The organism is Streptomyces sp. NPDC003247 (assembly GCF_042888135.1).
GTDB lineage: Bacteria > Actinomycetota > Actinomycetes > Streptomycetales > Streptomycetaceae > Streptomyces.
This window is the reverse complement of record NZ_JBIAPF010000011.1, coordinates 111,988-135,355: the sequence shown is the minus strand read 5'-3', so window position 1 is coordinate 135,355 and position 23,368 is coordinate 111,988. Positions and strand designations below refer to the sequence as shown.

Sequence of the window (23,368 nt, the reverse complement as noted above, 5' to 3'; positions counted from 1 at the left end):
GAGGGCGGATGCCACCGCGATCGTTCCTGACCTGCCTGCCCGCCGCTGCACTGCGCTTCGTCTCCCCAACTGCTTCGTGCGTCCGTTGTCCGCACTCTGGACAACTGATTGCTCATACCAATGGACCGGAATCCGAACTAAGGTCTACACCACCTCTGTGGACTAGACCTCTCGCGGGCCTCGCACCGCCCTCGCGCAGGCCTCGGACGACCCCCGGACGACCCCCGGACGGGCCCCGGACGACCCCCGCCGGACCCCGTACAGCTCCCCCAAAGCCCTGTAACTGGACTAGACCTCTCCCGGGTCCTCGGGCCACACTGTCCCCCGTGAGACATGTCATCGCCCTCGACGTGGGCGGCACCGGGATGAAGGCCGCCCTGGTCGGAGCGGACGGCACGCTGCTGCACCGGGCCCGCCGGGCCACCGGACGCGAGCACGGCCCCGACGCGGTCGTCGCCGGCATCCTCGACTTCGCCGCCGAGCTGCACGCCCACGGCGTCGAACACCTGGGCGAACCCGCGGCGGCGGCCGGGATCGCCGTCCCCGGCATCATCGACGAGGCCCGGGGCGTCGCCGTCTACGCGGCCAATCTCGGCTGGCGGGACGTCCCCCTGCGCGACCTGCTCGCCACCCGCCTGGGCATCCCGGTCGCCCTCGGCCACGACGTGCGCACCGGCGGCCTCGCCGAGGGGCGGATCGGCGCGGGCCGGGGCGCCGACCGCTTCCTGTTCGTGGCGCTGGGCACCGGCATCGCGGGCGCCATCGGGGTCGACGGCCGGGTCGAGGCGGGCGCGCACGGCTTCGCCGGCGAGATCGGCCACATCGTCGTACGGCCCGGCGGAACGCCGTGCCCGTGCGGGCAGCGCGGCTGCCTGGAGCGGTACGCGTCCGCGGCGGCGGTGAGCGAGGCGTGGGCGGCGGCCTGCGGGGATCCGGGGGCGGACGCGGCGGACTGCGCGAAGGCCGTCACGTCCGGCGACCCGGACGCCGTCCGGATCTGGCAGGAGGCCGTGGACGCCCTGGCCGACGGCCTGGTCACCGCGCTCACCCTGCTGGACCCCCGCACGCTCGTCATCGGTGGCGGGCTCGCCGAGGCGGGGGAAACCTTGTTCACACCACTACGGGACGCCGTCCGGCGGCGCCTCACCTTCCAGAAACTGCCGACGATCGCCCCCGCCGCCCTGGGCGACACCGCCGGATGCCTGGGCGCGGGACTCCTGGCCCGGGATCTCCTGAAGACGACCGACGGTACGGAGGTAACGCCCTGATGGTCACCCACGCAGGGGCGCGGGGAACTGCGCGACAGACCGCACACCACCCGCGGCCCGCGGCCGGCGAGGCGCCCTTCGTCCTCTCCGGCGCCGACGTGGTCCTCCCCGGCGGAACGGTCCGCGGCGGCCGGGTGGTCGTCGACGGCACCCGTATCGCCGCCACGGCCCCGGACGGCGTCCAGGTGATCGACGCGAGGGGCCACTGGCTGGTCCCCGGCTTCGTCGACCTGCACAACCACGGCGGAGGCGGAGCCTCGTTCTCCGGCCCGGCCGAGGACGTCCTGCGGGCCGTCCGCACCCACCGCCGGCACGGCACCACCACCCTCGTCGCCTCCACCGTCACCGACGACATGGACCTCCTCGTCCGCCAGGCAGGGCTGCTGTCGGAGCTGGCCGAGCAGGGCGACATCGCGGGCATCCACTTCGAGGGGCCGTTCATCTCGCCGTGCCGCAAGGGCGCGCACTCCGAGAAGCTGCTGCGCGACCCGGACCCGGCGCAGGTGCGCAAGCTGGTCGACGCGGCGCGCGGCCGGGCGAAGATGCTCACGCTGGCCACGGAACTGCCGGGCGGCCTGGACTCCGTACGGCTGCTCGTCGAGCACGGCGTGATCGCCGCCGTCGGCCACACGGACGCCACCTACGAGCAGACCGTCGAGGCGATCGAGGCGGGCGCCACCGTCGCCACCCACCTCTTCAACGCGATGCCCGTCCTCGGCCACCGCGCCCCCGGCCCGATCGCCGCGCTGCTGGAGGACGAGCGGGTCACGGTCGAGCTGATCAACGACGGGGTCCATCTGCACCCGGCCGCGCTGGAGCTGGCGTTCCGTCACGCGGGCGCGGGGCGGGTGGCGTTCATCACGGACGCGATGGACGCGGCCGGCAGCGCCGACGGCCGCTATCTGCTCGGCCCGCTGGAGGTGGAGGTCAGCGAGGGCGTGGCCCGTCTGGTGGACGGCGGTTCCATCGCCGGCTCCACCCTCACCCTGGACCGCGCCTTCCGGCGCGCGGTGACGGTCGACCGCCTCCCGGTCGAGGACGTGGTCGAGGCCCTGTCCGCCACCCCGGCCCGGCTGCTGGGCGTGGACGACCGCGTGGGCTCCCTGGAACCCGGCAAGGACGCCGACCTGGTCCTGCTGGACGAGGACTTCGCGCTGAAGGGCGTGATGCGGCGAGGGGAATGGGTGGTCGATCCCCAACTGGCCTGAAACGTCCGCCCGCTGGGAGACGGTGGAGGGTCCGGGGTCTGGGCCGTCCGCCGTCTCTTTGGCATGATCGAGCCCCCGGAAACCCGGGAAGAAGGAAACAGAAGGCGAACGCGCGCCATATCGGGGGAGGTCGGCACGGTGATCCTCACGGTCACGCTCAACACCGCTCTCGGCATCACCCACCGCGTCCCGGCCCTGCGCCCGCACACCAGGCACCGGGTGACCGAGGTGACGGAACGCGCCGGCGGCAAGGGCCTGGACGTCGCGCGGGTGCTGGCCGCGCTGGGACACGAGGTGACGGTCACCGGTTTCGTGGGCGGGGCCACCGGGCGGGAGGTGCGCGACCTCCTCACGGGCGTCACCGACGCCCTCGTCCCGGTCTCCGGCACGACCCGCCGCACGGTCGCCGTCGTCGACGAACGCACCGGTGACACCACCCGGTTCGACGAACCCGGCCCCGTGATCACGCCCGCCGAGTGGGCGGCCTTCCAGCGGACGTACGAGGCCCTGGTGGCCGGGGCCCGGGCGGTCGCCCTGTGCGGCAGTCTGCCGCCGGGCGTACCGGTCGGCGCGTACGCGGGGCTGGTGCGCACCGCGCGGGCCGCGGGGACGCCGGTCCTGCTGGACACCGGTGGGGAGCCGCTGCGGCGCGCGGTCGCCGCCCGCCCGGACCTGATCACGCCGGACGCCGGCGAACTGGCCGAACTGACCGGCTCGCACGAGCCGTTGCGCGCCACGGAGGACGCCCGTCGACGCGGCGCCCGCGCCGTGGTGGCGTTCCTGGGGACGGAGGGCCTGGTCGCGGCGGCCCCGGAGGGCCGCTGGCGGGCCCTCCCGCCCGTCCGGCCGCGCGGCACGCCGGTGCGGGCCGGCGACCGTGTCACCGCCGGTCTGCTGTCGGGGCTGGTGGACCGGCTGCCCTGGCCGCAGCGGCTGGCCCGCGCGCTCGCCCTGTCCGCGGCGACCGCGCCGTCCCCGGCGGCCGGCGGGTTCGACCGGGCCGCGTACGAGGAACTGGTGGCGCGGGTGGCGGTGACCGGCGAGGCCGGCGCGGCCTGAGCGCTACTGCTTGACCTGCCCCTGCTTCAGCCACAGCTGGTCCAGGAGCGCGTTGCACTTGTCGCCGTTCTCGCAGGAGAGGCTGACGGTGTTGGTGCCCTTGGTGAGGGTCGGGTAGGCGTAGGTGGTGGTCCAGCCCTTGGCGAAGTCCCCGTCGGCGGCGTGCGCGTAGTTCTTCATGCTCAGCGGGGTGCCGAACTTCTTGCCGTTGATGGTGAGCGTCATCGACTGGTCGTCGCCGGCGGTGCTGTAGTGCGCGAAGAGGGTGTAGGTGCCCTCCTCGGGGATGCCGTCGACGGTCCAGGTCACGGAGCTGCCGACCTGGTTGAGGTTGGCGACGTAGATGCCGCCGTCCGCCTGCGCGCCCTCGACGTCGGAGGCCAGCGCGGCGGCGCCGCCGAGGCGCAGGGCCTTGGCGTCGATCGTCGGCAGTTCGGCCTCGTCGTCCGCGTCGTCGGCGCCGGACTCGCTGGGCGAGGCGCTGGCGGTGGCGGTGGGGGCGGTGGTCACCTGGTCCGCGTCGTCCTGGCTGTCGTCGTCGCTGCCGTTGGCCATGACGACGGCGATGCCCACGACGACCGCGGCGAGGACCGCCACGGCGCCGATCAGCAGGCCCTTGGTGTTGGGGCCGCGGCCCCGGCCGCCGGAGGGCGCCGGCCGGCGTCCGCCGGAGGGCGCGTTGCCGCCGGGGGCGGTCCCGGGCGCGGTGTGACCGTTCGGCTGCCCGTACGCACCCTGCTGCGGCACCGTCGGCTGGCCGTACTGCCCGTACTGCGCGGTCTGCTGCTGCGGCTGCTGCCCGTACCTGCGCTCGCCGACGGTGCGCACGCGGCTGACGGAGTTCGGGTAGCCGTAGCCGCCCGAGGGGGGCTGGGCTCCGTTGGCCTGGCCGTCGGCGTAGAGATAGCCGAACGGGTCGTCGTCCTCGGGCGTGCTCGCGCCGTTGTTGCCGGGCGTCATCCTCTCGTACTCCTCAACAGGTGCGGGGCGGATGCGTACGCGTGTGAATAGGTGCGGAGAAGAACGAGCCTACCCGGTCCGCGGGCCACGAACGGGTGACCCGGATCGCACGAACTCGCCCATCAAGTCCCTGACCTGCGGATCATCCGGCCCGCCTGTGCTGTTTGGGACGAGATCGTTTCTCGACGTACATCCGCTCGTCCGCCGACTTCAGGACTTCGTCGGCGGTCATCCCGCAGTGCGCCCAGCCGATGCCGAAGCTGGCGCCGACGCGCACGGCCCGGCCCTCGGCGCGGATCGGCTGGATGATCTCGTTGCGCAGGCGTACGGCGAGGTCCTCGGCGTCGGCGCGGCCGAGTCCGTCGGCGAGGATCACGAACTCGTCGCCGCCGAGCCGGGCGACGGTGTCGCCGTCCCGGACGCCGTGGGAGAGCCGTCGGGCGACCTCGACGAGGACGGCGTCGCCCGCGTTGTGCCCGAACCGGTCGTTGATCGACTTGAAGCCGTCGAGGTCGCAGAAGAGGACCGCGAGCCCCTTGGTGCCGTCGTCGCGGCCGCTCTCCTCGGGGGCGACGGTGTGCACGTGGTGGTCGTAGGCGTCGTAGGCCTCGCTGCCGGACGGGTGGTAGTCGAAGCCGTGGCCGCCGCCGGTGTCGAAGGCGGGGTGGTCGTAGGCGGCGTCCATCGCGTCGACGGCGGTGGGGTGGGTGGACTGCGGGCGCCGGCAGAGCCGGGCGGAGAGGCGGGAACGCAGTTCCGCGGAGTTCGGCAGGCCGGTGAGGGAGTCGTGGGAGGCGCGGTGGGCGAGCTGGAGCTCGCGCCGCTTGCGTTCCTCGATGTCCTCGACGTGGGTGAGGAGGAAGCGGGGCCCGTCGGCGGCGTCGGCGACGACGCTGTTGCGCAGCGAGACCCAGACGTAGCTGCCGTCGCGGCGGCCGAGGCGGAGCTCGGCGCGGCCGCCCTCGGCGGAGGTGCGCAGCAGGGTGCCCATGTCCTCGGGGTGGACGAGGTCGGAGAAGGAGTAGCGGCGCATCGCGGAGGCGGGGCGGCCCAGCAGACGGCACAGGGCGTCGTTGGTGCGCAGGATCCGGCCGTGCTGGTCGCCGCCCATCTCGGCGATGGCCATGCCGGAGGGGGCGTACTCGAAGGCCTGCCGGAAGCTTTCCTCACTGGCGCGCAGGGCCTGCTGCTCGCGTTCGAGCCGGACCAGGGCGCGCTGCATGTTCGCCCGCAGACGCGCGTTGCTGATGGCGATGGCGGCCTGGAAGGCGTACATCTGGAGCGCCTCGCGGCCCCAGGCGCCGGGCCGCCGGCCGTTGCGGGGCCGGTCCACGGAGAGGATGCCGATCAGTTCGCCGCAGGCGCCGCCGCCGGGCGAGGCGGGCATGTACATGGGCGCGAAGAGGCGGTCGGAGGGGTGCCACTCGTCCTCGAAGCGCGGGGCGGGCCCGTCGGTGTACCACTGCGGGACGTCGTCGTCGTCGAGGACCCAGCCCTCGGTGTGGGATATGAAGACCAGGTCGCCCCAGTTCTCGCCCATGCCCAGGCGCCGCTCCCAGGACTCCCGGGAGCCGACCCGGCCGGTGATGAGGGCCTCGGCGGCGGGGTTGCCGGAGAAGGCGGCGACGACCAGGTCGCCGTCGGGGCGTACGAGGTTGACGCACGCCAGCTCGTAACCGAGCGCGTTGACCACTCCGTCGGCGACGGTCTGCAGTGTGTCGGCCAGGCTCCGTGCCGTGTTCATGTCGGCCATGACCTGGTGCAGCTGTCGCAGGGACGCAAGACGGACGTACGGCTCCGACTCGGTCTCCATGCTTCGCCCTCCCCCCGAGACTTCGCAGCGAATCAAGGGTTGTCTTCGGCGTGACGTCGTTTCTCTTCGTCGTGTCTGCCGTTGTTCCGACGCCGTTCCGACGTCGTTCTGCCGGGTGTCTGAACCAGTGGCGTCCCCGCCACTGAATCACAGCGTGCTCCCCACTCGGTACACAGGGTCAACAATTCCCGACTCTTGTGACTCAAGTCACATAAAAACGTGAGCAATTACGTGGAGATTCCGCGTCTCCCCTGTGCGTTTACTGAGCACATGGCCGTGCACGGCCGAGCGTACGCGAATCCGTCCGCGGACCTACGACCCGTCCTACGACCGTCCCGCGACCGTTCTCGGGCGGAGGTCCGATGCGGCGCGGTCCGCGCGGACACTAGCCTCCAGACGTGCCTCCAGACGTGTCCAAGACGCTCCCCGCCCCCGCCGCCCCCGCCGCCTCCGGGCATGCTGAGGGGGTGAGCGACGACGAGTTCCGCGCCGCGATGTCCCGGCTCGCCGGCGGTGTGGTCCTGGTGACCTCGCAGGAGCCGCCGCTGGACCCGGACGACCCGCGGGCGCCCGAGGGCGAGTACGCCGGCATGACGGCCACGGCGTTCCTGTCCGTCTCCCTGGACCCGCCCCTGGTCCTGGTCAGCCTGCGCACCGGCTCCCGCATGGACGACCTGCTGGACGAGCAGCCGCTGTGGGGGGTGTCGGTCCTCGCCGAGAGCCAGCGCCACATCGCCGGCCGCTTCGCGATGAAGGGCCGCCTCAGCGACCGCCTGCTCTTCGAGGACATCCCGTACACCCGCGGCGAGGCCACCGGCGCGCCCCTCGTCGGCGGCGCGCTGGCCACCCTGGAGTGCCGCACCGAGCAGCGGGTGGCGGCGGGCGACCACACCCTCGTCGTCGGCCGGGTGCTGCGGGCCCGGGTACCGAGCGCGGAAGGCGGTCCGCTCCTCTATTTCAAGGGCCGTTACCGCCAGTTGGACTGAACGGCAATTCAGTGGCCGTTCCCCGCTCGCACGCCCTACGGTGCCCCGATGACGAACGACCGGGGAACGGCGACGGGAACAGTGACGACAACGGCGGGAACGACGCCGGGAACGGCGGCGGGAACAACGCCGGCCGCGACGCCGGCCGCAACGGGAACGGCGTCTTCCGTCAGGCTCGAGGAAATAACTCCCGCGAATATCGAATCCGCGCTCGCCATTCGCGTCCGGCCCGAGCAGGAATTCGCGGTCTCCCCGGTGGTGAAGTCCCTCGCGCAGGCCTACGTGTACCCCGCGGCCGCCTGGCCCCGCCTGATCGTCGACGGGGACCGGCCCGTCGGTTTCCTGATGGCGTTCCTCGACATCGACTGGAAGGAAGACGGCGGCAGCCTCGTCCGCTCCGGTCTGTGGCGCCTGAACATCGACGCGCGGGAGCAGGGCCGCGGCTACGGACGCTTCGCCGTACGATCCGTCGCCGCGGAGATCCGCCGCCGCGGCGGCACCGAGATGTACGTGACCTGGCACCCCGGCGAGCACGGTCCCGAGGGCTTCTACCTGGGCCTCGGCTTCCGGGACACCGGGGAACGGGTCGAGGGGGAGACGGTGGGGGTGCTGGCACTGACCTGACCACCTGACCGGCCCTCGGGCGGGTCCCCTCAGCCCCAGTCCCGCCCGTTCCTCCCCCGCTTGGTCTGCGACCGCTGCTTCTTCTCCCGCAGCCGGCGTTCGTTGATCCCGCGCGGGATGCGGGTGGGCCGGCGCGGCTTCGGCGGGGGCGCGGTGGCCTCGGCGAGGAGGGCGGCGAGGCGTACGGCGGCGGCTTCGCGGTTGCGCCACTGGGAGCGGTGCTCGGAAGCGCGGACGCTCACCACGCCGTCGACCAGGCGCCCGGCGAGCCGCTCCAGCGCCCGCGCCTTCCACACCTCGGGCAGCGCCTCGGTGCGGGCCAGGTCGAAGCGGAGCTCGACCTGCGAGTCACTGGTGTTGACGTGCTGCCCGCCGGGTCCCGACGACCGCGAGAAACGCCACATGAGCTCGGCCTCGGGGAGCGAGACGGAGCCGCGGACGGGATAGGGACCGGACATGCCGTACATGTTCCCGCCTGTGACCGGTCCACGTCACCCCAATATCCGGCCCGGCCCGGCGCGCCTCCTCCGATTCGGTAAAGAAAGTAAAGACACGGGGAACCTTGGGCACCCTTCGCCGCGTTCATAGGGATAGCTGTAGCTTCGTGGCGCACGAAGCCTCTACGCACCGAGGGAAAGGACTCCCAACCATGGCTGTAAGCCTGTCCAAGGGTGGCAACGTCTCGCTCACCAAGGAGGCTCCGGGCCTGACCGCCGTCACCGTGGGCCTCGGCTGGGACGTCCGTACGACCACCGGCACCGACTTCGACCTGGACGCCTCCGCGATCGCGGTGAACACCCAGGGCAGGGTCTACTCGGACGCCCACTTCGTCTTCTTCAACAACAAGCAGACCCCGGACAACACCATCGTCCACACCGGCGACAACCGCACCGGCGAGGGCGCGGGCGACGACGAGGCGATCAACGTCAACCTGGCGGCCCTCCCGGCCGACGTCGACAAGATCGTCTTCCCGGTCTCCATCTACGACGCGGAGAACCGCTCGCAGAACTTCGGCCAGGTCCGCAACGCCTACATCCGCATCGTCAACCAGGCCGGCGGCGCGGAGGTCGCCCGCTACGACCTGTCCGAGGACGCGGCGACCGAGACCGCCATGATCTTCGGCGAGCTGTACCGCAACGGCGCGGAGTGGAAGTTCCGCGCGGTCGGCCAGGGCTACGCCTCGGGCCTGGTGGGCATCGCCCAGGACTTCGGCGTGAACGTCTGACCGACGGTTCGTCCGTCCCGACGGTTCGCCCGTCCTGACGGTTCGTCCGTCCCTGTCGCACGGGAGCCCCTTGCCTTTCCGGCGGGGGGCTCTTCGCGCTGGACGAAGGCATGCGGCCCGCGTCGAGCACCCTCCCTGCGCCCCGGCGCCTACGCCACGGCCTTGAGACGGCGTATCAGGCCCAGCAGGCCTGCGGGAGCCAGTTCGAGTACGGCTTCGGGGGCCTCGCTCTCGCGGAGGAGTAGACGGGGTTCGGCGGGGGCGACTTCAATGCAGTTCCCACCCTCCACCCCGGAGAACGACGACTTCTGCCACTGCACGGACACGTGTGAACCCTCCTATGCCTTGGCCTTGAGGTGGCATATCAGGCCCTGCAGGCCCGCGGGAGCCAGTTCGAGTGCGTCGTCGGGTTCTTCGCTCTCACGGAGGAGGAGGAGAGGTTCATCGGAGGCTACTTCGATGCAGTTCTCTCCGCCGGCCCCGGAGAAAGAGGACTTCTGCCATTGGTCAGGCATGGTGTGGGACCTCACAAGTCTCGTGCGATGTCGTGGACGAACTGGCGGGAGCACTCGGCGTCGAGCGCTGCTCGCTCCGCGAGGTCGAGCAGCGTGCCGTACTTCTTGAGCTGAGTGCCCACGCCCAGGAAGACCCCGCCCACCGCGCTGTCCACCTGGACGGTGTCCAGTTGGGGGACGACGCCGCCCGCGTAGTACACGGGTTGGGTGGCTTCGACGAACTCCTCGCCGGCGAACGGAATGACCCGCAGGGTGACAGCCGGCCGCTCGGATGCCTCCAGCAAATGGCCCAGTTGCGCGCGGGCGACCTTCCGGCCACCGATCCGCATCCTGAGCGCCGCCTCGTGCACGACCACGGTGAAGGGCGGCGGGGCAGTCCGTTCGAGGATCTGGCGACGCTTCAGTCTGAACTCCACGCGTACGTCCACCTCGTCGGCCGGCAGCCCGGGGATATGGCCACCGTAGATCGCTCGTGCGTAGTCCTCTGTCTGCAAGACACCGGGGATCGTCATCGGCTGGAGCGCGCGCAGGTGCGTCGCGTGCTGCTCCAGTTCTGCCATGTCCAGGAACCCGGGCGCCAGGATCCCCCGATACGCCTCCCACCACCCTTGGCCTCGGGACTCCCGGGCGATGGCGCACAAGGCATCGACCAGCTTCACGTCGTCACACGAGTAGAACACCGCCAGCCGTCGGATCCGCTCCTCGCTGATCCCCAGACGTCCCGCCTCGATATGGCTGATCTTCGCCTGGTCGGTCGACAGCAGACCGGCAGCCTCGCGAGCCGTCCTCCCCGCGTACTCCCTCAACTTCCGCAGTTCAGCACCCAGTCTCATCTGGCGGGCGGAGGGGTTGTCTCTCAGTGGCATGGGTCCCGTTCCTCTCGGCGCCCGAGTCTGCCGCGTCCCGACAGGGCCGGTCCACTCACCCGGGTGAACATCCCGGGACAACCTTGCTCCGGAGCAAGGTTGTCCCTACCGTCGACATGTCAGCGCGCGGCACGCCAGTGAACCCGCAGTGCAGGCACTCCACGGCGCCCGAGCCACGGTGGCCCACCCGCGCATCCCCTCGACAAAACCCGGAGCCGAAGTCATGGACACCACCCCGCAGACCTACCACCTCACCACCCCCAACTCGCCGCTCAGCCCCCGCATCTGCCGCGACACCGTCGCCCTACTCCTCACCACCAGCGGTCACGCCCCGCACCTCGCCGACACCGCCCGCACCCTCGTCTCCGAGGTCGTCACCAACGCCGTACGGCACACCTCGACCCCCACCATCCACCTCACCACCGCGGTCACCAGGGACGGTGTGCGGGTGGCGGTGTACGACGACGGGCCGTTGCCGAACCTCGTGCCGTCCGCGCCCACCGTCAGCGACGAGAACGGCCGCGGCTTACTCCTCGTCCAGGCGCTGGCGCAGGCGTGGGGCACGGGTCCGGCCCACGATCCCGGCCGGCCCGGCAAACACGTCTGGTTCGAGCTGTCCGGCTGATCCGCCCACCGGTCGCCCATTACCCTGCACGGGTGATCCTCAGCCCCCTCCCCCTCACCCCGGACCACCGCATCCCCGCCGCCCTCCTCGACGAGCTCACCGCCCTCTACGCCTCCCAGCGCGCGTTCCACGCGCTCAGCGGTGACTTTCCCGGCCCGGAAGGGGTCCGGCCGGAGCAGGTGGCGGAGTCGCTGGCGGAGGAGATGGCGCACCTGGACGGGGAGGTGCTGCTCGCGCGGAGCGAGGGGCGGCTCGTCGGGGTCGTGACCACCCTCGGGCGCCATCCCGACCCCGCCGACCCCGATCCCTGGATCGGGCTGCTGATGGTGGACGCGGCCGTGGAGGGCCGGGGGCACGGGCGCCGGATCGCCGAGGCCGTCGAGGACCGTTTCCGCGCCGCCGGCCGCGACGCCGTACGGCTGGCCGTGCTGGACGCCAATCCACGGGGGCTCGCCTTCTGGCAGGCGCTCGGGTACGAGGTCGTCGACCACCGGTCCGACCTGCGGCTCGGCCGGCCCTGCGCCGTGCTGCGCAAGCCGCTCCGCACCTTCCGGCGCGCGGCCCGCGTCGCCGTGGTCGCACCCGACGGGTCGGTCCTGCTCCTCCGGTACGACAACGTCGAGGTCGGCGTGCACTGGGCGCTGCCCGGCGGCGGACTGGAGGAGGGCGAGTCGCCGCGCGAGGGCGCCCTGCGGGAGCTGACCGAGGAGACCGGGTGGACGGACCTGGAGCCCGGACCGCTGCTGTGCACCTGGGAACACGACTTCACCCGGGTCGCCTCCCGCGGGGAGACCCGCGTGCACATCGCCGTCCGCCAGCACGAGCACGTCTACGTCACACCGGGCCCGCGCCGTGAGCCCTCCGGCGCCGACCTGGCCGCCGCGCACGCCGCCGACGCCATCCTCGCCTGGCGCTGGTGGACGCGGCAGGAACTCGCCGAGGAGGCGGAGCCGGTGTGGCCGACCGGGCTCGCCCGCCTGCTGGACGAGTGGGACGCCGACGCCTCCCGACGGCGGTGATCCGTGATCCCGCCACCCGGCGCGGGGCGGGCCCGGAGCGGGGCGGACACGGAGGCAAAGCGAGCCCTGAGCGGGCGGGCACGGGACGAGGCGGGGCTCGGAGGCAAGGCGGGCCCCCGGCGCGGGGCGAGGCGGGCCCGGAGCGAGAGCGGCGCGGGGGTGAGGCGGGCCGCGGAGGCAGGGCCGGCGCGGGGCGTGACACCATCGCCTACGTGCTCGACATCGGCTACGCCCTCTCCAACCGCTTCCCCGACCCTCCGCAGACCGACTACCGCCGCGCGGACGTCCACGCGCTGCGGCACGACCTGTTCTGCGGGGACGTCTACCTCGCCGACACCAAGGCGGACCGGGAGCTGTCCACAGCCTGGGGATGGGTGCCGGTGCTCGACTTCGCGTGGGCGCTGTGCGACATCGTGGAGCGGATCGACCGGGACCCGGCGGGCTCCCGCGCCTCCCGCCCGCAGTACGCGGAGCTGGACTTCACCGAGTCGACCGACCGCATGCTCTTCGAGCGCCGCTTCGGCTGGGTGGACGTCGAGGCCGACTGGATGCCGGCCGAGGAACCCCCGCTGACCTTCTCGCACGCGGAACTGCGCCGTGAGGCCCGCGACTTCCTGCACGACCTGATCGCCGACCTGGTCGACCTCCACGAGGACCTGGGCGAGAACCCGGCGATCTGGACCCTTCAGGCGAAGTTCCCCCGGGTGGGGTGACCAGCGGACGGCCCCGCCTCGGGTCCGCAACCGGACCCCGGCGCCAGGCGCCGGTCCTCACCCGCCCCCCGCCTCAGCCCTCCACCCTGATCCCCAGCTCCGCCGCCAGCACCGGCGCCAGGTCCAGCAGCTGCGCCGAGCTGATCACCGCGCCCGCCAGCCGGTCGACGCCGCCCGCGACGCCCAGTTCCGTCGCGCCGCGCAGGTCCACGTCGGTCAGGGTGGCCGCGCTGAAGTCCGCCGCTCTCAGGGCGCAGTCCACGAACTCCACCCGCTCCAGCCGGGCGCCCCCGAAGTCGGGCTCGACCAGGACGCAGCCCTCGAAGACCACGTCCCGAAGCCGGGCCTGACGCAGGTTCAGGTAGTCGATCTTGCCGCCGCGCACCAGGACCCTCTCCCAGACCGCGCCGTGCACCTGGGTGCCGCCGAGGCGGGCGTCGACGAGCTCGACGTCCCGCAGGGTCGACCCGGCCAGGTCGGTGCCGACGCCCCGGACGCCGGTGAGGACCGAGTCGAGGAAACGGGCGCGGGACAGCCGTGTCCCGTCCAGGGCGCAGCCGGTCAGCGCGCAGTCCAGGAACCGCGCCCCCGCGCCGTCCTGCCCGGTGAGGTCCGTCCCCGCGAACTCCACCCCGTCGTAGTCCCCGTCGGGTTCCACCTCCCCGCCCCCGTACGCCTCCAGCGCCGGCAGCCGCACCTCCGGCCGCCGCGCCCCCTTCACCCTGCCCGCGCCCGTACCCGTCCTCGCCATGCCCCCATCCTGCACCCCGCCACTGACAATCCCCCGACGACGGCCGCCCGCCCGCACCGACGCCGGCCGCCCGCCCGCGCCACCGGCCCCGCCGCCCGCGCCAGCACCGTCACCGCCCCCGCCGCCGGCGCCGACCGGCGGGGGCCGGCACCGCCACCGGCCCCCGCCGTTCGGCGCCGATGTCACGAACCGGCGCCCCCCGCCGTCGTACCGGTACAGGCGTCCCCGACCGACAAGGAGCCCTCCATGCGTCATCTCACCGTCGTCGGCGGCGGCCTCGCCGGCCTCACCGCCGCCGTCGCCGCCGCCGAGGCGGGCGTCAGGGTCACCCTGCACGAGGCCCACCACAGCCTCGGCGGGCGGGCCAGGACCGCCCCGGCCCCGTACCGGACGAACGAGGGACCGCACGCCCTCTACAACGGCGGCCCGCACTGGACCTGGCTCGCGCAGCGCGACCTGATCGGCCCGCTGGCGCCCCTCCCGCCCCTGGAGGCCGCCCGCCTCCGGCTGCGGCACCGGGGCGTGCTGCGCCGCACCCCTCCGTTCGCGATGCTCAAGCTGCTGCGTCCCGGCATCCGCCGCGCCCCCGTCGACGCCGACTTCCTCACCTGGGCGACCGGGCTGGCCGGCGAGGAGGGCGCCCGCGCCGCCGCCCACTTCTCCGCCGTCGCCCTCTTCCACCACGACCCCGGCGCCCTGTCCGCCGCCTTCGTGCAGGAGCGTCTGCGCCGCGCCACCAAGCTGCCGCCCGAGGCGCACTACCCGCGCGGCGGCTGGGACTCCCTCGTCGACCGGATGGCGGCCCGCGCCTGGAACCTGGGGGTGCGCATGGAGACCTGCTCCCGCGTCGACACGCTCCCCACCGGCGCCCCGGTGATCGTCGCCACCTCCCTCGACGCCGCCCGCCGCCTCCTGGGCGACGACTCGCTGACCTGGCCGAGCGGGCGTACGGCGCTGATCGACCTCGCGGTCCGCACCCGGCGCGGCGACGCCTTCGCCGTCTCCGACCTGGACGCGCCCGGCTGGATCGAACGGTTCACCGCCCAGGACCGCACCCTCGCCCCGGCCGGCGAGCAGCTGATCCAGGGGCAGATCCCGATCGCCCCGCACGAGTCCAGGGCCGCGGGCGTCGCCCGCGCGGAGCAGCTCCTCGACCTCGGCCTCCCCGGCTGGCGCGAGCGCGTCACCTGGCGGCGCGAGGCCCTCGCCGACGGCCGTACGGGCGCCGTCGACCCGCCCGGGACGAGCTGGCGCGACCGCCCCGCCGTGGACCGCGGCGACGGCGTGTACCTGGCCGGCGACCGGGTCGCCGCGCCCGGCGTGCTCTCGGAGGTGTCCTTCACCAGCGCCCTGACGGCCGTCTCCCTGGCCCTCGGCCGGAACACCCTTGACCTCGAGCATGCTTGAGGTCGGAGAGTGGGGCCATCGGCATCCGGCAGCGCCGCACGCACGGCGCACGCCGGCAGGAAACCCCCGGGGGGACCCATGCGCGCCATCCGTCTGCACACCTTCGGCCCCGCCGAGAACCTGACCTACGAGGAGGTCGAGGACCCGCGCCCCGGCCCGGGCCAGGTCCGCGTCGCCGTCCGGGCCGCCGGAGTGCACCTGCTGGACGCCGCGCTGCGGGAGGGCATGCGAGGTCCTCTGCCGGAGCCGACCGCCCTGCCGACCGTCCCGGGCCGTGAGGTCGCCGGTGTCGTCGACGCGCTCGGCGACGGCGTCGACGCGGCGTGGCTCGGCCGCCGGGTCGTCGTCCACCTGGGCTTCGTCCCGGGAGGCTACGCCGAGCTGGCCGTCGCCGACGTGACCCGCCTCCACGAGATCCCGCCGAACCTCGACGCCGCCCAGGCCGTCGCCCTGATCGGCACGGGCCGTACGGCGATGGGGATCGTGCAGTTCGCCGAGCCGGGCCCCGGCTCCGTGGTCGTCGTCCCGGCCGCCGCCGGCGGCATCGGCACCCTGCTCGTGCAGTACGCCCGGAACGCGGGCGCCACCGTCGTCGGCCTGGCGGGCGGCCCGCGGAAGACGGCCCTCGTCCGGGCGAACGGCGCCGACCTCGCCGTCGACTACACCGAGCCGGCCTGGCCGGAGAAGGTCCGCGCCCACCTCGGCGGCCGGCCCGCCACGACCGTCTTCGACGGCGTCGGCGGCGACGTGGCCCGCGAGGCCACCGCCCTGCTCGGTCCCGGCGGCCGGCACATCGTCTTCGGCTGGTCGGCGGAGGGGCTGCGCGACGGCACGCCGTACCTCGTCGAGGGCGTCTCCGAACAGGTCCTCGGCCCGGTGATGCTGGAGCGGGCGGGCGGCCCCGACCCGTTGCGGACCCTGGAGCTGCGCGCCCTCGCCGAGGCCGCCGCCGGCCGCCTCGCCCCGGCCGTCCACCGCTTCCCGCTGTCCGAGGCGGCCGAAGCCCACCGGGCGCTCCAGAGCCGGGGTACGACGGGCAAGGTGGTCCTGGAACCCTGACGACTCCCCCGATCCGGCCCGAGGCTCCCACGGCGCCCGAACCGGCCCCGGGACACGGCCGCATCCGGAGTGCGCGCCCGTCCGTTCTGTGATCTTCTGTCCGCGTGAGTGGCGCCTGGACAGAGGAACCCGACGCGGAGCCGGACCCCCGCCGCTGGTGGGGCCTGTGGACCATCGCCCTGGCCCAGCTCATGGTCGTCCTGGACGGGACGATCGTGAACATCGCGCTGCCCTCCGCGCAGCGGGACCTGGGCATGTCGGACGGCGACCGCCAATGGGTGATCACGGCCTACGCCCTCGCCTTCGGCGGTCTGCTCCTGCTCGGCGGCCGGATCTCCGACCTGGTGGGCCGCAGACGCACCTTCGTCATCGGCCTGATCGGCTTCGCCGCCGCCTCCGCGTTCGGCGGCGCGGCCACCACCCCGGCCATGCTGTTCGGCGCCCGCGCCCTCCAGGGCGTCTTCGCCGCCGTTCTGGCCCCGTCCGCCCTCAGCCTGCTGACCACCACCTTCACCGACCCCAGGGAACGCGGCCGGGCGTTCGGCATCTACGGCACGCTCTCCGCCAGCGGCGCGGCCATCGGCTTCATCGTGGGCGGACTGCTCACCGAGTACCTCACCTGGCGCTGGTGCCTGTACGTCAACGTGCCCGTCGCGGTCCTCGGCGTGGTCGGCGCCCTCACCCTCCTGCACGACCGTCACGCCCGTGCGGGCACCCGCCTGGACGTGCCCGGCGTGCTGCTGGGGTGCGGCGGGCTGGTCGCGATCGTCGCCGGCTTCGGCGAGGCGGAGCCGCGCGGCTGGACCGACCCGCTGGTCCCGGCCCTGTTCGCGGCCGGGACCGCGCTGCTGGCCGTGTTCGTGTGGTGGCAGACGAAGGCGGCGGTGCCGCTGCTGCCCCTGCGCGTCCTGAAGGACCGCACCCGCCTGGGCTGCTACCTCACCATGGCCCTGGCGGTCATCGGCATGTTCGGGATGTTCCTGTTCATGACCTACTACCTCCAGACCGTCCTCGGCTACTCCCCCGTGCGCACGGGACTCGCCTTCCTCCCCATGACCGCCTCGATCCTCACCGGCTCCACCCAGATCTCGGCCCGGCTGATCCACCGCGTCCCGCCCCGCGCCCTGATGGTGCCCGGCATGCTCCTCGCCGCCACCGGCATGCTGTTCCTCACGCGGATGACGGTGCACAGCGAGTACGCCACCGACATCCTGCCCGCCCTGGTCCTGATGGGCCTCGGCATGGGCCTGACGTTCATGCCGGTGTTCTCCACGTCGACCGCGGGCGTCGCCCCCGAGGACTCCGGCGTCGCCTCGGCCATGCTGAACACCTCGCAGCAGGTCGGCGGTTCCATCGGCACGGCGCTGCTGAACACCGTCGCCACCTCCAGCGGCAGCGCGTACGTCGCCGCCCGCCTCGGCGAGGCGCACCGCCCGGCGGACCTCACCGCGCAGGGCACGGTGCACGGCTACACGGTGGCCATCTCCTGCGCCGCCGCCATCATGCTGCTGGCCTCGCTGTCCGCGGGGCTCCTGGTCACGGCGAGGCCGCCGCGACCGTACGCCGCGACGGACGCGCCGGACGCGCCGGTGCCGGAGTCGGTGGGCTGACGACCGGCGGCAGCGGACGTTCGGGGGGCAGCGAGTGCTCCGGGGTGGGCGGGCATTGCGGTGTCGGCGGGCGCTCCGGTGCCGGCGGGCGCCGCGGGGTAAGCGGGCGCTCCGGTGCCGGCGGGCGCCGCGGTGTCACCGGGCGCTCCGGTGCCGGCGGGCGCCGCGGTGTCACCGGGCGCTCCGGTGACAGCAGGCGCCGCGGGGTAAGCAGGCGCCGCGGGGTAAGCAGGCGCCGCGGGGTCAGTGCCGGCCCGCCACCCGGTCCGCGACCCGCGCCAGCCGGGACGAGCCCGCGCTGTGCCGGGCGGTCTCCCGCCGGTCCGCCGCCCGGTAGGTGGCGTACATGCCCTGCACGCCGAGCCAGCGCAGCGGCTCCGGCTCCCACCTGCGGACCTGGTGGCCGACCCACGGCAGGCCGGTCAGCGCGGTCGGGCCGCCCTGCCCGGAGTCGAGCCGGACCAGATCGCACAGCGTGCGGCCGGCGAGGTTGGCGGTGGCGACGCCGGAGCCGACGTAGCCGCCCGCCCAGCCCAGACCGGTCGAACGGTCCAGGGTGACCGTCGCGCACCAGTCGCGGGGCACACCCAGCACCCCCGACCAGGCGTGCGCGACGCGCACCCCGGCGAGGGCCGGGAAGAAGCCGGTCAGGATCTCCCGCAGCGCCGCCACCGTCGGCCCCTGCGTCCGCCCGTCGCTGTCGGTCCGCGAGCCGAAGCGGTACGGCACCCCGCGCCCGCCCAGCGCGATCCGTCCGTCGGCGGTGCGCTGCGCGTACATGTACGCGTGCGCCATGTCCCCGAGGGTCTCCCGGCCCGTCCAGCCCACCGCCTCCCACTGCCCGTCGCTCAGCGGCTCGGTGGCGATCATCGAGGAGTTCATGGGCAGCCAGGTGCGCTTCTGGCCCTTCAGCGACGCGGTGAACCCCTCCGTGCAGCGCAGCACGTACGGAGCGCGCACGGTGCCGTACGGCGTGACGGCCTGCCGGGGCCGGATCCCGGTCACCGGGGTCGTCTCGTGGATCGTCACCCCGAGCGCCTCGACGACCGCCGCCAGCCCCTTGACCAGTTTCACGGGGTGCACCCGCGCGCCGTGCGGCGTCCACGTCGAGCCGACCGCGCCGGCCACCCGGATCCGCTCCGCGGTCTCCCGCGCCCCGTACAGCTCGCGGTCCTTCTCGCCGAACGCCAGCTCGTGCGCGTGGAAGTCCCGCAGCCGGGCCAGTTGGGCCGGCGTACGCGCCACCTCGAGCACACCGCCCCGGTGGACGTCGGCCTCGATGCCCTCCTCGCCGGCCACCCGGACGACCTCGGCGACCGTGTCGTTCATCGCCCGCTGGAGCCGTACGGCGGCCTCCCGCCCGTGCAGTTCCGCGTACCGGTCGCGGCCCGCGATGCCGTTGTACAGCCAGCCGCCGTTGCGCCCGGAGGCGCCGTAGCCGCAGAACCGCTGTTCCAGAACGGTGATCCGCAGGGACGGCGCCGTCTTCTTCAGGTAGTACGCGCTCCACAGGCCCGTGTAGCCGCCACCGACGATCACCACGTCCGCGTCGGCGTCACCGGCCAGCGGCTCCCGCACCGCGGGGAAGCCGTCGTCCGCGTACCAGAAGGAGACCCCGCCGTTCACGACACCGCTCATCGAGCTCATGCCCGGACGCTACCCGCCCGGACAGCGGCTGTCCCCTTCGGATTTCGTGGTTTTCCCGCAGGTGGGGGCGGCCGGGCCGACGGGCGCGCAGGCACCGGCCGCGAGCTTCCGGGCGCGCCGGTGCGGCCCCCGCAGGCACCGGGCTACCAGTTCCGCTGTCGCAGCTCCCGTGCCTGTCGGGCCGCCTTCTCGCGGTCGCCGGGGGGCAGGTAGGAGAAGCCGGGGCAGAGGGTGTGCGCGGGGTCCGCCGGGTTCGGGGTGCGCATCAGGGAGACCGCCCGGTGCCTCAGCTCGTGCATGCCGTGGACGGCCGTCGTCAGCGCCCGCGGCTCGCCCGCGAACGCGCGGTACAGGCCGTCGACGAGCAGCGAGTACGCCAGGTCGAACTCGACCAGCGCCGCGGTCTCGGGGCCGCCGTCCGCGGTGTCGCCGGTGCCCGGCAGGTGCTCCGCCGGGTGGACGGCGCCGTAGTCGACCAGCACGGGCGCGCCCTCGGGCTCCTCGTCGGGCGACTGCCCGGGGAGGAAGCGGCGGCCGGCCTGGAGCTCGCGCAGACGGGCGTAGGACGAGGACGTCCACCGGCCGGAACGGCGCCCGTCCTCGGCGGCGGCCCGTCCCGGCTCGCGCTCCGGCTCGCGCTCCGGGGCGTGTTCCGGGGCGTGTTCCGGCTCGCGCTCCGGGGCGTGGAAGACCTCCGGGGCCTGCGGGGGCGGGCACGCGTCCCCGTCCACGACGGTCCTGATCGCCTTCAGCGCGGAGGCCCGGTCGTGCACCTCGACCACCCGCCCGGCGCCGCCGCCGTAGAACTGGGTGTCCGGCACCTGGCGGCGGTGCCGGAACATCGCGTCCGGGCAGATCTCCGGGTCCGCCAGGGCCGTCGCGATCGCGTCGTGGAACGCGCCGACCGTGCGGTGGCCGCGCCCGCCCTCTCCCGTAGCGGCGGAGGAGGAGGGCGCGCTGTGCGGCGGGCGGGCGATGCGGACCAGGGCGTCCACGGCCCGCGGGGAGAGCGGCAGCAGCTCCAGCGTCCCGAGGCCGGGGACCACGGGGCTGTCCGTCGGGAAGCCGGACGGCAGCGGGCTCAGGTGCTCGTGGCCCTGGAAGGCGACCGGTTCGGGGCTCGGTGTCCCGCCCAGGGCGTTGAGGACGTTCGCCGCGAGCGTCATGTGGAGCATCTCCCGCATGACCGCGCCGCGGACGACCCGCGCGGCTTCGGTGTTGCGGCCGTCCCGGACGGAGCAGAGGGCGGTGAGGTGGACGGGGACGGTGCCGAGGCGGAGGCCGACGGCCAGCTGGAGCGCGGCCTTCAGCTCGGTCGGCCTCGCGATCGGGGTCGGCTCGGTCACCTGCCCCCTCCTTTCAGTTCCCCGGCGATCCGGTCGCCGGTGCGGATGGCCAGCGCGGTCATGGTGAGCGTCGGGTCGGAGGTGCCCAGCGTCGGCATGCTGCCGCAGCCGACGACGTAGAGGTTGTCCAGGTCGTGGCTGTGCTGATGGGTGTCGACGACGGAGGACTGCGGGTCGTCGCCCATCCGGTGGGTGCCCACGGCGTGGCCCGCGCCGCGCACCCAGTAGGTCACGCCGTCGTACTCGACGGCCGACGCGTCGCGCGGGTCGTAGTGGGTGAAGTCGCCGGCCTCGTACAGCGGCCGCCGCTGCGTCTCGGCGATGCCGAGCCGCCGGAACAGCTGCCGGCCGGCCTCCGCCGCCCACGGCAGGGAGGAGCGCACGTACGCGGAGAGCCCGTAGTGGATCACCGGCCGGTGCTTGCCCAGCGCGTCCCGGTAACGGTCGTCCACCGAGACCCGGTTGGCGGGCTCCGGGTCCTGTTCCAGCTGCCAGGCGATCCGCACCTGCCGGGGCAGGATCTCGCCGATCCTCCGGCGCAGGTCCTTGCCGTGGAGCCGGGCCCTGCCGTCCCTGCCGCCGCCGACCAGGTCGTGGACGGTGGAGTACGGCGCGTTCTCCGGGTCGCTCCAGCCCCAGTTGCCGATCTCGGCGCGGAAGGCGGTGCGCTCCTTGCGGAAGGTGCCGTCGCGGAAGGCGGGGATGCCGGAGGTCGACGCCGGCCCCCGGAACGCGCCGGCGTCGTCCTGGAGCAGCCCCCAGGTGAGCAGCAGCGGATGGTCCATCAGGTTGCGGCCGACCTGGTCGCTGTTGTTGCCGGCGCCCGAGGCGAGCAGCAGGGTGGCGTTCTCGACGGCGTTGGCGGCCAGGACGTACGTGTCGGCGGTCACCGTGTGGTCCGTCGGCGCGGTGCCGTTGTCGTAGTACCTCTTGTAGCGCAGCCCGGTGACCGTGCCGGTCTCGCCCGGCCGCTGGGTGTGCAGGACCTCCGTGACGACGCACCGGCTGCGCACCGCGACCCGCGCCCGGGCCCGCCGCCCGTCCCCCGGGTCGCGGTCGGGGTGGTGGACGACCAGCCGGTGCAGGGTCTTGAGCGCGTTGTACTTGGCCTGCGCGGGGCAGATCGGGACGCAGCTGGAGTTGCCCTCGCAGCGCTGCCCCCGCCCGGCGTCGCCGACGGCCCCGACGACCTCGTACGACGGGAGGGCCGGGGTGGAGTTGCGGGCGACCGGGGTGTTGGTGATCCTCAGGGTGAAGGCGTGGACGGTGCCGTCCCGGCCCGTCAGCTCGACGGTCATGCCGTCGGCGAGCTTGGCGAGGTACTGGTCGAGGTGGCTGGAGGGGATGCGCTCCATCGGGAAGCCGTAGACGCCGTCCGGGAACCTCTTGGTGTCGGCGGCCGCGAAGAACGCGGCGGGGTCGGCAGCGAAGCCGGGGTAGCGCTGGTCGGCGACGTCCGCGGCGACGCCGATGACGTCCCACTCGGCCCGCTCGTAGTACGGCTTCAGCTCCTCGTAGGTGAGCGGCCAGTCGACGCCCCGCCGGTACGTCGAGTACGTCCGGAAGTCCTGGGGCAGCATCCGCAGGCAGGTGCCCGTCCAGCGCAGGCTGCCGCCGCCGAGGGTGCGGACGTAGTCGCTGCCGAAGGGGAGCGGACCCATCTGCACGAAGTACCCCTGGTCGGCGGGCGCCTTGGTCCGCTTGCCGTCCATGACCGGCCTGCGGATGTCCCGCACGTCCGGCTGCGGCGCCGAAGCGCTCGCCCGGTAGGGCGAGTTGGGGACCTTCTCCAGCGCCTCGTGGTAGGCCTCGACGTACGTGTCGTACGTGTCGGCGCTCATGGCCGTGGCCCGGCCGGCCTCCAGGACCAGGACGCGGGGGTGCCGGGGCGGGGTGCGTTCCGCGGCCCGCTCGACGACCGTCCTGGCGACCGTGGCCGCCGCGATGCCGCCGCCGACGATCACCAGGTCGAAGTGCTCGCTGCTCATGCTCGTCTCCGAAGTCACAGGACCGGGGGCAGGTAGGGGGGTTCGGCCCACGAGCCGAAGCCGGGCGCCTTGGCGCCCATCGGGTGCGTTCCGGCGGCGGCCCAGACGAGTCCCTCGCGGTAGCCCTGCGCGGAGACGACGTGCTCGACGTCGCGCGCGGACGCGCCGTTCGCATCGCCCGCCGCCGTGTCGTTCGTGTCACCCGCGGTCGTGCCGTCGGTGTCACCCGCCGTCGTGCCGTCGGCGTCGCGGTGGCCACGGGCGAGCGGGTACCAGACGCCGAGGTACCAGAGCTTGATCAGGCTGACCGCGACCGGGCCGAAGCGCGGGCTGTCGATCACCTCCGCCTCCAGCGCCCCGCGTCCGCCGTTCCTCCGGTCCGTCTCCAGGGCCTCGGCGGCGGCCCACAGCAGCCGGCCCGTCTCCGGCTCGCCGATGATCCGCAGCAGGGTGTCGTAGTAGGTGCCGATCAGACCGGTGCCGGCCAGCTCGGCCCGGTCGAAGCCGGTGAGGGCGACGGAGAGGTCGGTGAAGATCTGCTGGGGTGCGGGGCGCGGGACGCCCTGGAGCCCTTGACTCGTCATAACCCCCTCAATCGCCACGAAACCGACACAAATAACCGCGACGGCACCTCCTCCCCCCGACCTGCGGGAACACCGGGCGACCGCCACGACGTGCA

23 protein-coding genes are annotated in these 23,368 nt (G+C 73.7%); 12 read left to right on the top strand and 11 right to left on the bottom strand.

Features of this window, described 5'->3' with window-relative positions; translation table 11 throughout:
* The first annotated feature begins 326 nt into the window (after window positions 1-326).
* The 3 genes from ACFYWQ_RS32265 (at window position 327) to ACFYWQ_RS32255 (ending at window position 3,535) form a co-directional block, all read left to right on the top strand.
* A complete protein-coding gene (locus ACFYWQ_RS32265) occupies window positions 327-1,268 on the top strand; it encodes an ROK family protein (protein WP_389521333.1) in 942 nt (313 codons plus the stop codon).
* Window positions 1,268-2,476, top strand: a complete 1,209-nt coding sequence (gene nagA / locus ACFYWQ_RS32260; protein ID WP_389521331.1) for an N-acetylglucosamine-6-phosphate deacetylase — start codon at window positions 1,268-1,270, stop codon at window positions 2,474-2,476. Before ACFYWQ_RS32265 ends, nagA begins: the two co-directional genes overlap by 1 nt.
* A 138-nt stretch (window positions 2,477-2,614) precedes the next feature.
* Window positions 2,615-3,535, top strand: a complete 921-nt coding sequence (locus tag ACFYWQ_RS32255; protein WP_389521329.1) for a 1-phosphofructokinase family hexose kinase — start codon at window positions 2,615-2,617, stop codon at window positions 3,533-3,535.
* A gap of 3 nt (window positions 3,536-3,538) precedes the next feature.
* On the opposite strand, the gene ACFYWQ_RS32250 is transcribed toward ACFYWQ_RS32255, so the two are convergent.
* Window positions 3,539-4,495 (bottom strand): carbohydrate-binding protein, encoded by a 957-nt coding sequence (locus ACFYWQ_RS32250; protein WP_389521328.1) that lies wholly within the window; start codon window positions 4,493-4,495, stop codon window positions 3,539-3,541.
* Window positions 4,496-4,637: 142 nt separating this feature from the next.
* Entirely contained in the window at window positions 4,638-6,308 is a 1,671-nt protein-coding gene (gene cdgB, locus ACFYWQ_RS32245) for a diguanylate cyclase CdgB (RefSeq protein WP_389521326.1), read from the bottom strand.
* A 467-nt stretch (window positions 6,309-6,775) separates the two neighbouring features.
* On the opposite strand from cdgB, the gene ACFYWQ_RS32240 reads away from it, so the two are divergent.
* Window positions 6,776-7,294, top strand: a complete 519-nt coding sequence (locus ACFYWQ_RS32240) for a flavin reductase family protein (RefSeq protein ID WP_389521614.1) — start codon at window positions 6,776-6,778, stop codon at window positions 7,292-7,294.
* A gap of 48 nt (window positions 7,295-7,342) precedes the next feature.
* Window positions 7,343-7,918: a GNAT family N-acetyltransferase gene (locus tag ACFYWQ_RS32235; protein ID WP_389521324.1), complete on the top strand. Its 576-nt coding sequence runs from the start codon at window positions 7,343-7,345 to the stop codon at window positions 7,916-7,918.
* Between the two features lie 29 nt (window positions 7,919-7,947).
* Here ACFYWQ_RS32235 and arfB read toward each other — a convergent pair whose 3' ends face one another.
* A complete protein-coding gene (gene arfB, locus ACFYWQ_RS32230) occupies window positions 7,948-8,385 on the bottom strand; it encodes an alternative ribosome rescue aminoacyl-tRNA hydrolase ArfB (RefSeq protein WP_389521322.1) in 438 nt (145 codons plus the stop codon).
* A gap of 182 nt (window positions 8,386-8,567) precedes the next feature.
* On the opposite strand from arfB, the gene ACFYWQ_RS32225 reads away from it, so the two are divergent.
* Window positions 8,568-9,143, top strand: a complete 576-nt coding sequence (locus ACFYWQ_RS32225; RefSeq protein WP_389521320.1) for a TerD family protein — start codon at window positions 8,568-8,570, stop codon at window positions 9,141-9,143.
* A gap of 149 nt (window positions 9,144-9,292) precedes the next feature.
* On the opposite strand, the gene ACFYWQ_RS32220 is transcribed toward ACFYWQ_RS32225, so the two are convergent.
* From ACFYWQ_RS32220 to ACFYWQ_RS32210, 3 genes are read right to left on the bottom strand one after another with little or no spacing between them, the layout of a single operon-like run.
* Window positions 9,293-9,469, bottom strand: coding sequence for a DUF397 domain-containing protein (locus tag ACFYWQ_RS32220; protein WP_389521318.1), 177 nt, complete (start codon window positions 9,467-9,469; stop codon window positions 9,293-9,295).
* A 12-nt stretch (window positions 9,470-9,481) separates the two neighbouring features.
* On the bottom strand, window positions 9,482-9,658 hold the full coding sequence (locus ACFYWQ_RS32215) for a DUF397 domain-containing protein (RefSeq protein ID WP_389521317.1): 177 nt from the start codon (window positions 9,656-9,658) through the stop codon (window positions 9,482-9,484).
* 11 nt (window positions 9,659-9,669) lie between these two features.
* Complete coding sequence (locus ACFYWQ_RS32210; protein ID WP_389521315.1) at window positions 9,670-10,524, bottom strand: helix-turn-helix domain-containing protein; 855 nt, start codon at window positions 10,522-10,524, stop codon at window positions 9,670-9,672.
* A gap of 223 nt (window positions 10,525-10,747) precedes the next feature.
* Here ACFYWQ_RS32210 and ACFYWQ_RS32205 point away from each other — a divergent pair, with 223 nt between their 5' ends.
* The 3 genes from ACFYWQ_RS32205 to ACFYWQ_RS32195 all read left to right on the top strand — a co-directional run bounded on the left by ACFYWQ_RS32205 (window position 10,748) and on the right by ACFYWQ_RS32195 (window position 12,881).
* A complete protein-coding gene (locus ACFYWQ_RS32205) occupies window positions 10,748-11,149 on the top strand; it encodes an ATP-binding protein (protein ID WP_389521313.1) in 402 nt (133 codons plus the stop codon).
* 32 nt (window positions 11,150-11,181) lie between these two features.
* Window positions 11,182-12,168, top strand: coding sequence for a GNAT family N-acetyltransferase (locus ACFYWQ_RS32200; RefSeq protein WP_389521311.1), 987 nt, complete (start codon window positions 11,182-11,184; stop codon window positions 12,166-12,168).
* Between the two features lie 212 nt (window positions 12,169-12,380).
* A complete protein-coding gene (locus ACFYWQ_RS32195) occupies window positions 12,381-12,881 on the top strand; it encodes a hypothetical protein (protein ID WP_389521310.1) in 501 nt (166 codons plus the stop codon).
* Between the two features lie 73 nt (window positions 12,882-12,954).
* Here ACFYWQ_RS32195 and ACFYWQ_RS32190 read toward each other — a convergent pair whose 3' ends face one another.
* Window positions 12,955-13,632 carry a pentapeptide repeat-containing protein gene (locus tag ACFYWQ_RS32190; protein WP_389521309.1) on the bottom strand — a complete coding sequence of 226 codons (678 nt, stop codon included), beginning with the start codon at window positions 13,630-13,632 and terminating at the stop codon, window positions 12,955-12,957.
* A 246-nt stretch (window positions 13,633-13,878) separates the two neighbouring features.
* Between ACFYWQ_RS32190 and ACFYWQ_RS32185 the strand changes: the two genes are divergently transcribed.
* From ACFYWQ_RS32185 to ACFYWQ_RS32175, 3 genes are all read left to right on the top strand, one after another.
* Window positions 13,879-15,039, top strand: coding sequence for an NAD(P)-binding protein (locus ACFYWQ_RS32185; protein WP_389521308.1), 1,161 nt, complete (start codon window positions 13,879-13,881; stop codon window positions 15,037-15,039).
* 78 nt (window positions 15,040-15,117) lie between these two features.
* Window positions 15,118-16,098, top strand: a complete 981-nt coding sequence (locus ACFYWQ_RS32180) for a zinc-binding dehydrogenase (RefSeq protein ID WP_389521306.1) — start codon at window positions 15,118-15,120, stop codon at window positions 16,096-16,098.
* 104 nt (window positions 16,099-16,202) lie between these two features.
* Window positions 16,203-17,708, top strand: a complete 1,506-nt coding sequence (locus tag ACFYWQ_RS32175) for an MFS transporter (RefSeq protein ID WP_389521304.1) — start codon at window positions 16,203-16,205, stop codon at window positions 17,706-17,708.
* A 243-nt stretch (window positions 17,709-17,951) separates the two neighbouring features.
* On the opposite strand, the gene ACFYWQ_RS32170 is transcribed toward ACFYWQ_RS32175, so the two are convergent.
* From ACFYWQ_RS32170 to ACFYWQ_RS32155, 4 genes are all read right to left on the bottom strand, one after another.
* Window positions 17,952-19,355 carry an NAD(P)/FAD-dependent oxidoreductase gene (locus tag ACFYWQ_RS32170; protein ID WP_389521302.1) on the bottom strand — a complete coding sequence of 468 codons (1,404 nt, stop codon included), beginning with the start codon at window positions 19,353-19,355 and terminating at the stop codon, window positions 17,952-17,954.
* 143 nt (window positions 19,356-19,498) lie between these two features.
* Window positions 19,499-20,701: a ferritin-like domain-containing protein gene (locus tag ACFYWQ_RS32165; protein WP_389521300.1), complete on the bottom strand. Its 1,203-nt coding sequence runs from the start codon at window positions 20,699-20,701 to the stop codon at window positions 19,499-19,501.
* Window positions 20,698-22,689, bottom strand: coding sequence for a GMC oxidoreductase (locus ACFYWQ_RS32160; protein ID WP_389521298.1), 1,992 nt, complete (start codon window positions 22,687-22,689; stop codon window positions 20,698-20,700). Before ACFYWQ_RS32160 ends, ACFYWQ_RS32165 begins: the two co-directional genes overlap by 4 nt.
* A gap of 14 nt (window positions 22,690-22,703) precedes the next feature.
* Window positions 22,704-23,273 (bottom strand): hypothetical protein, encoded by a 570-nt coding sequence (locus ACFYWQ_RS32155; RefSeq protein WP_389521297.1) that lies wholly within the window; start codon window positions 23,271-23,273, stop codon window positions 22,704-22,706.
* Between the last annotated feature and the right edge of the window lie 95 nt (window positions 23,274-23,368).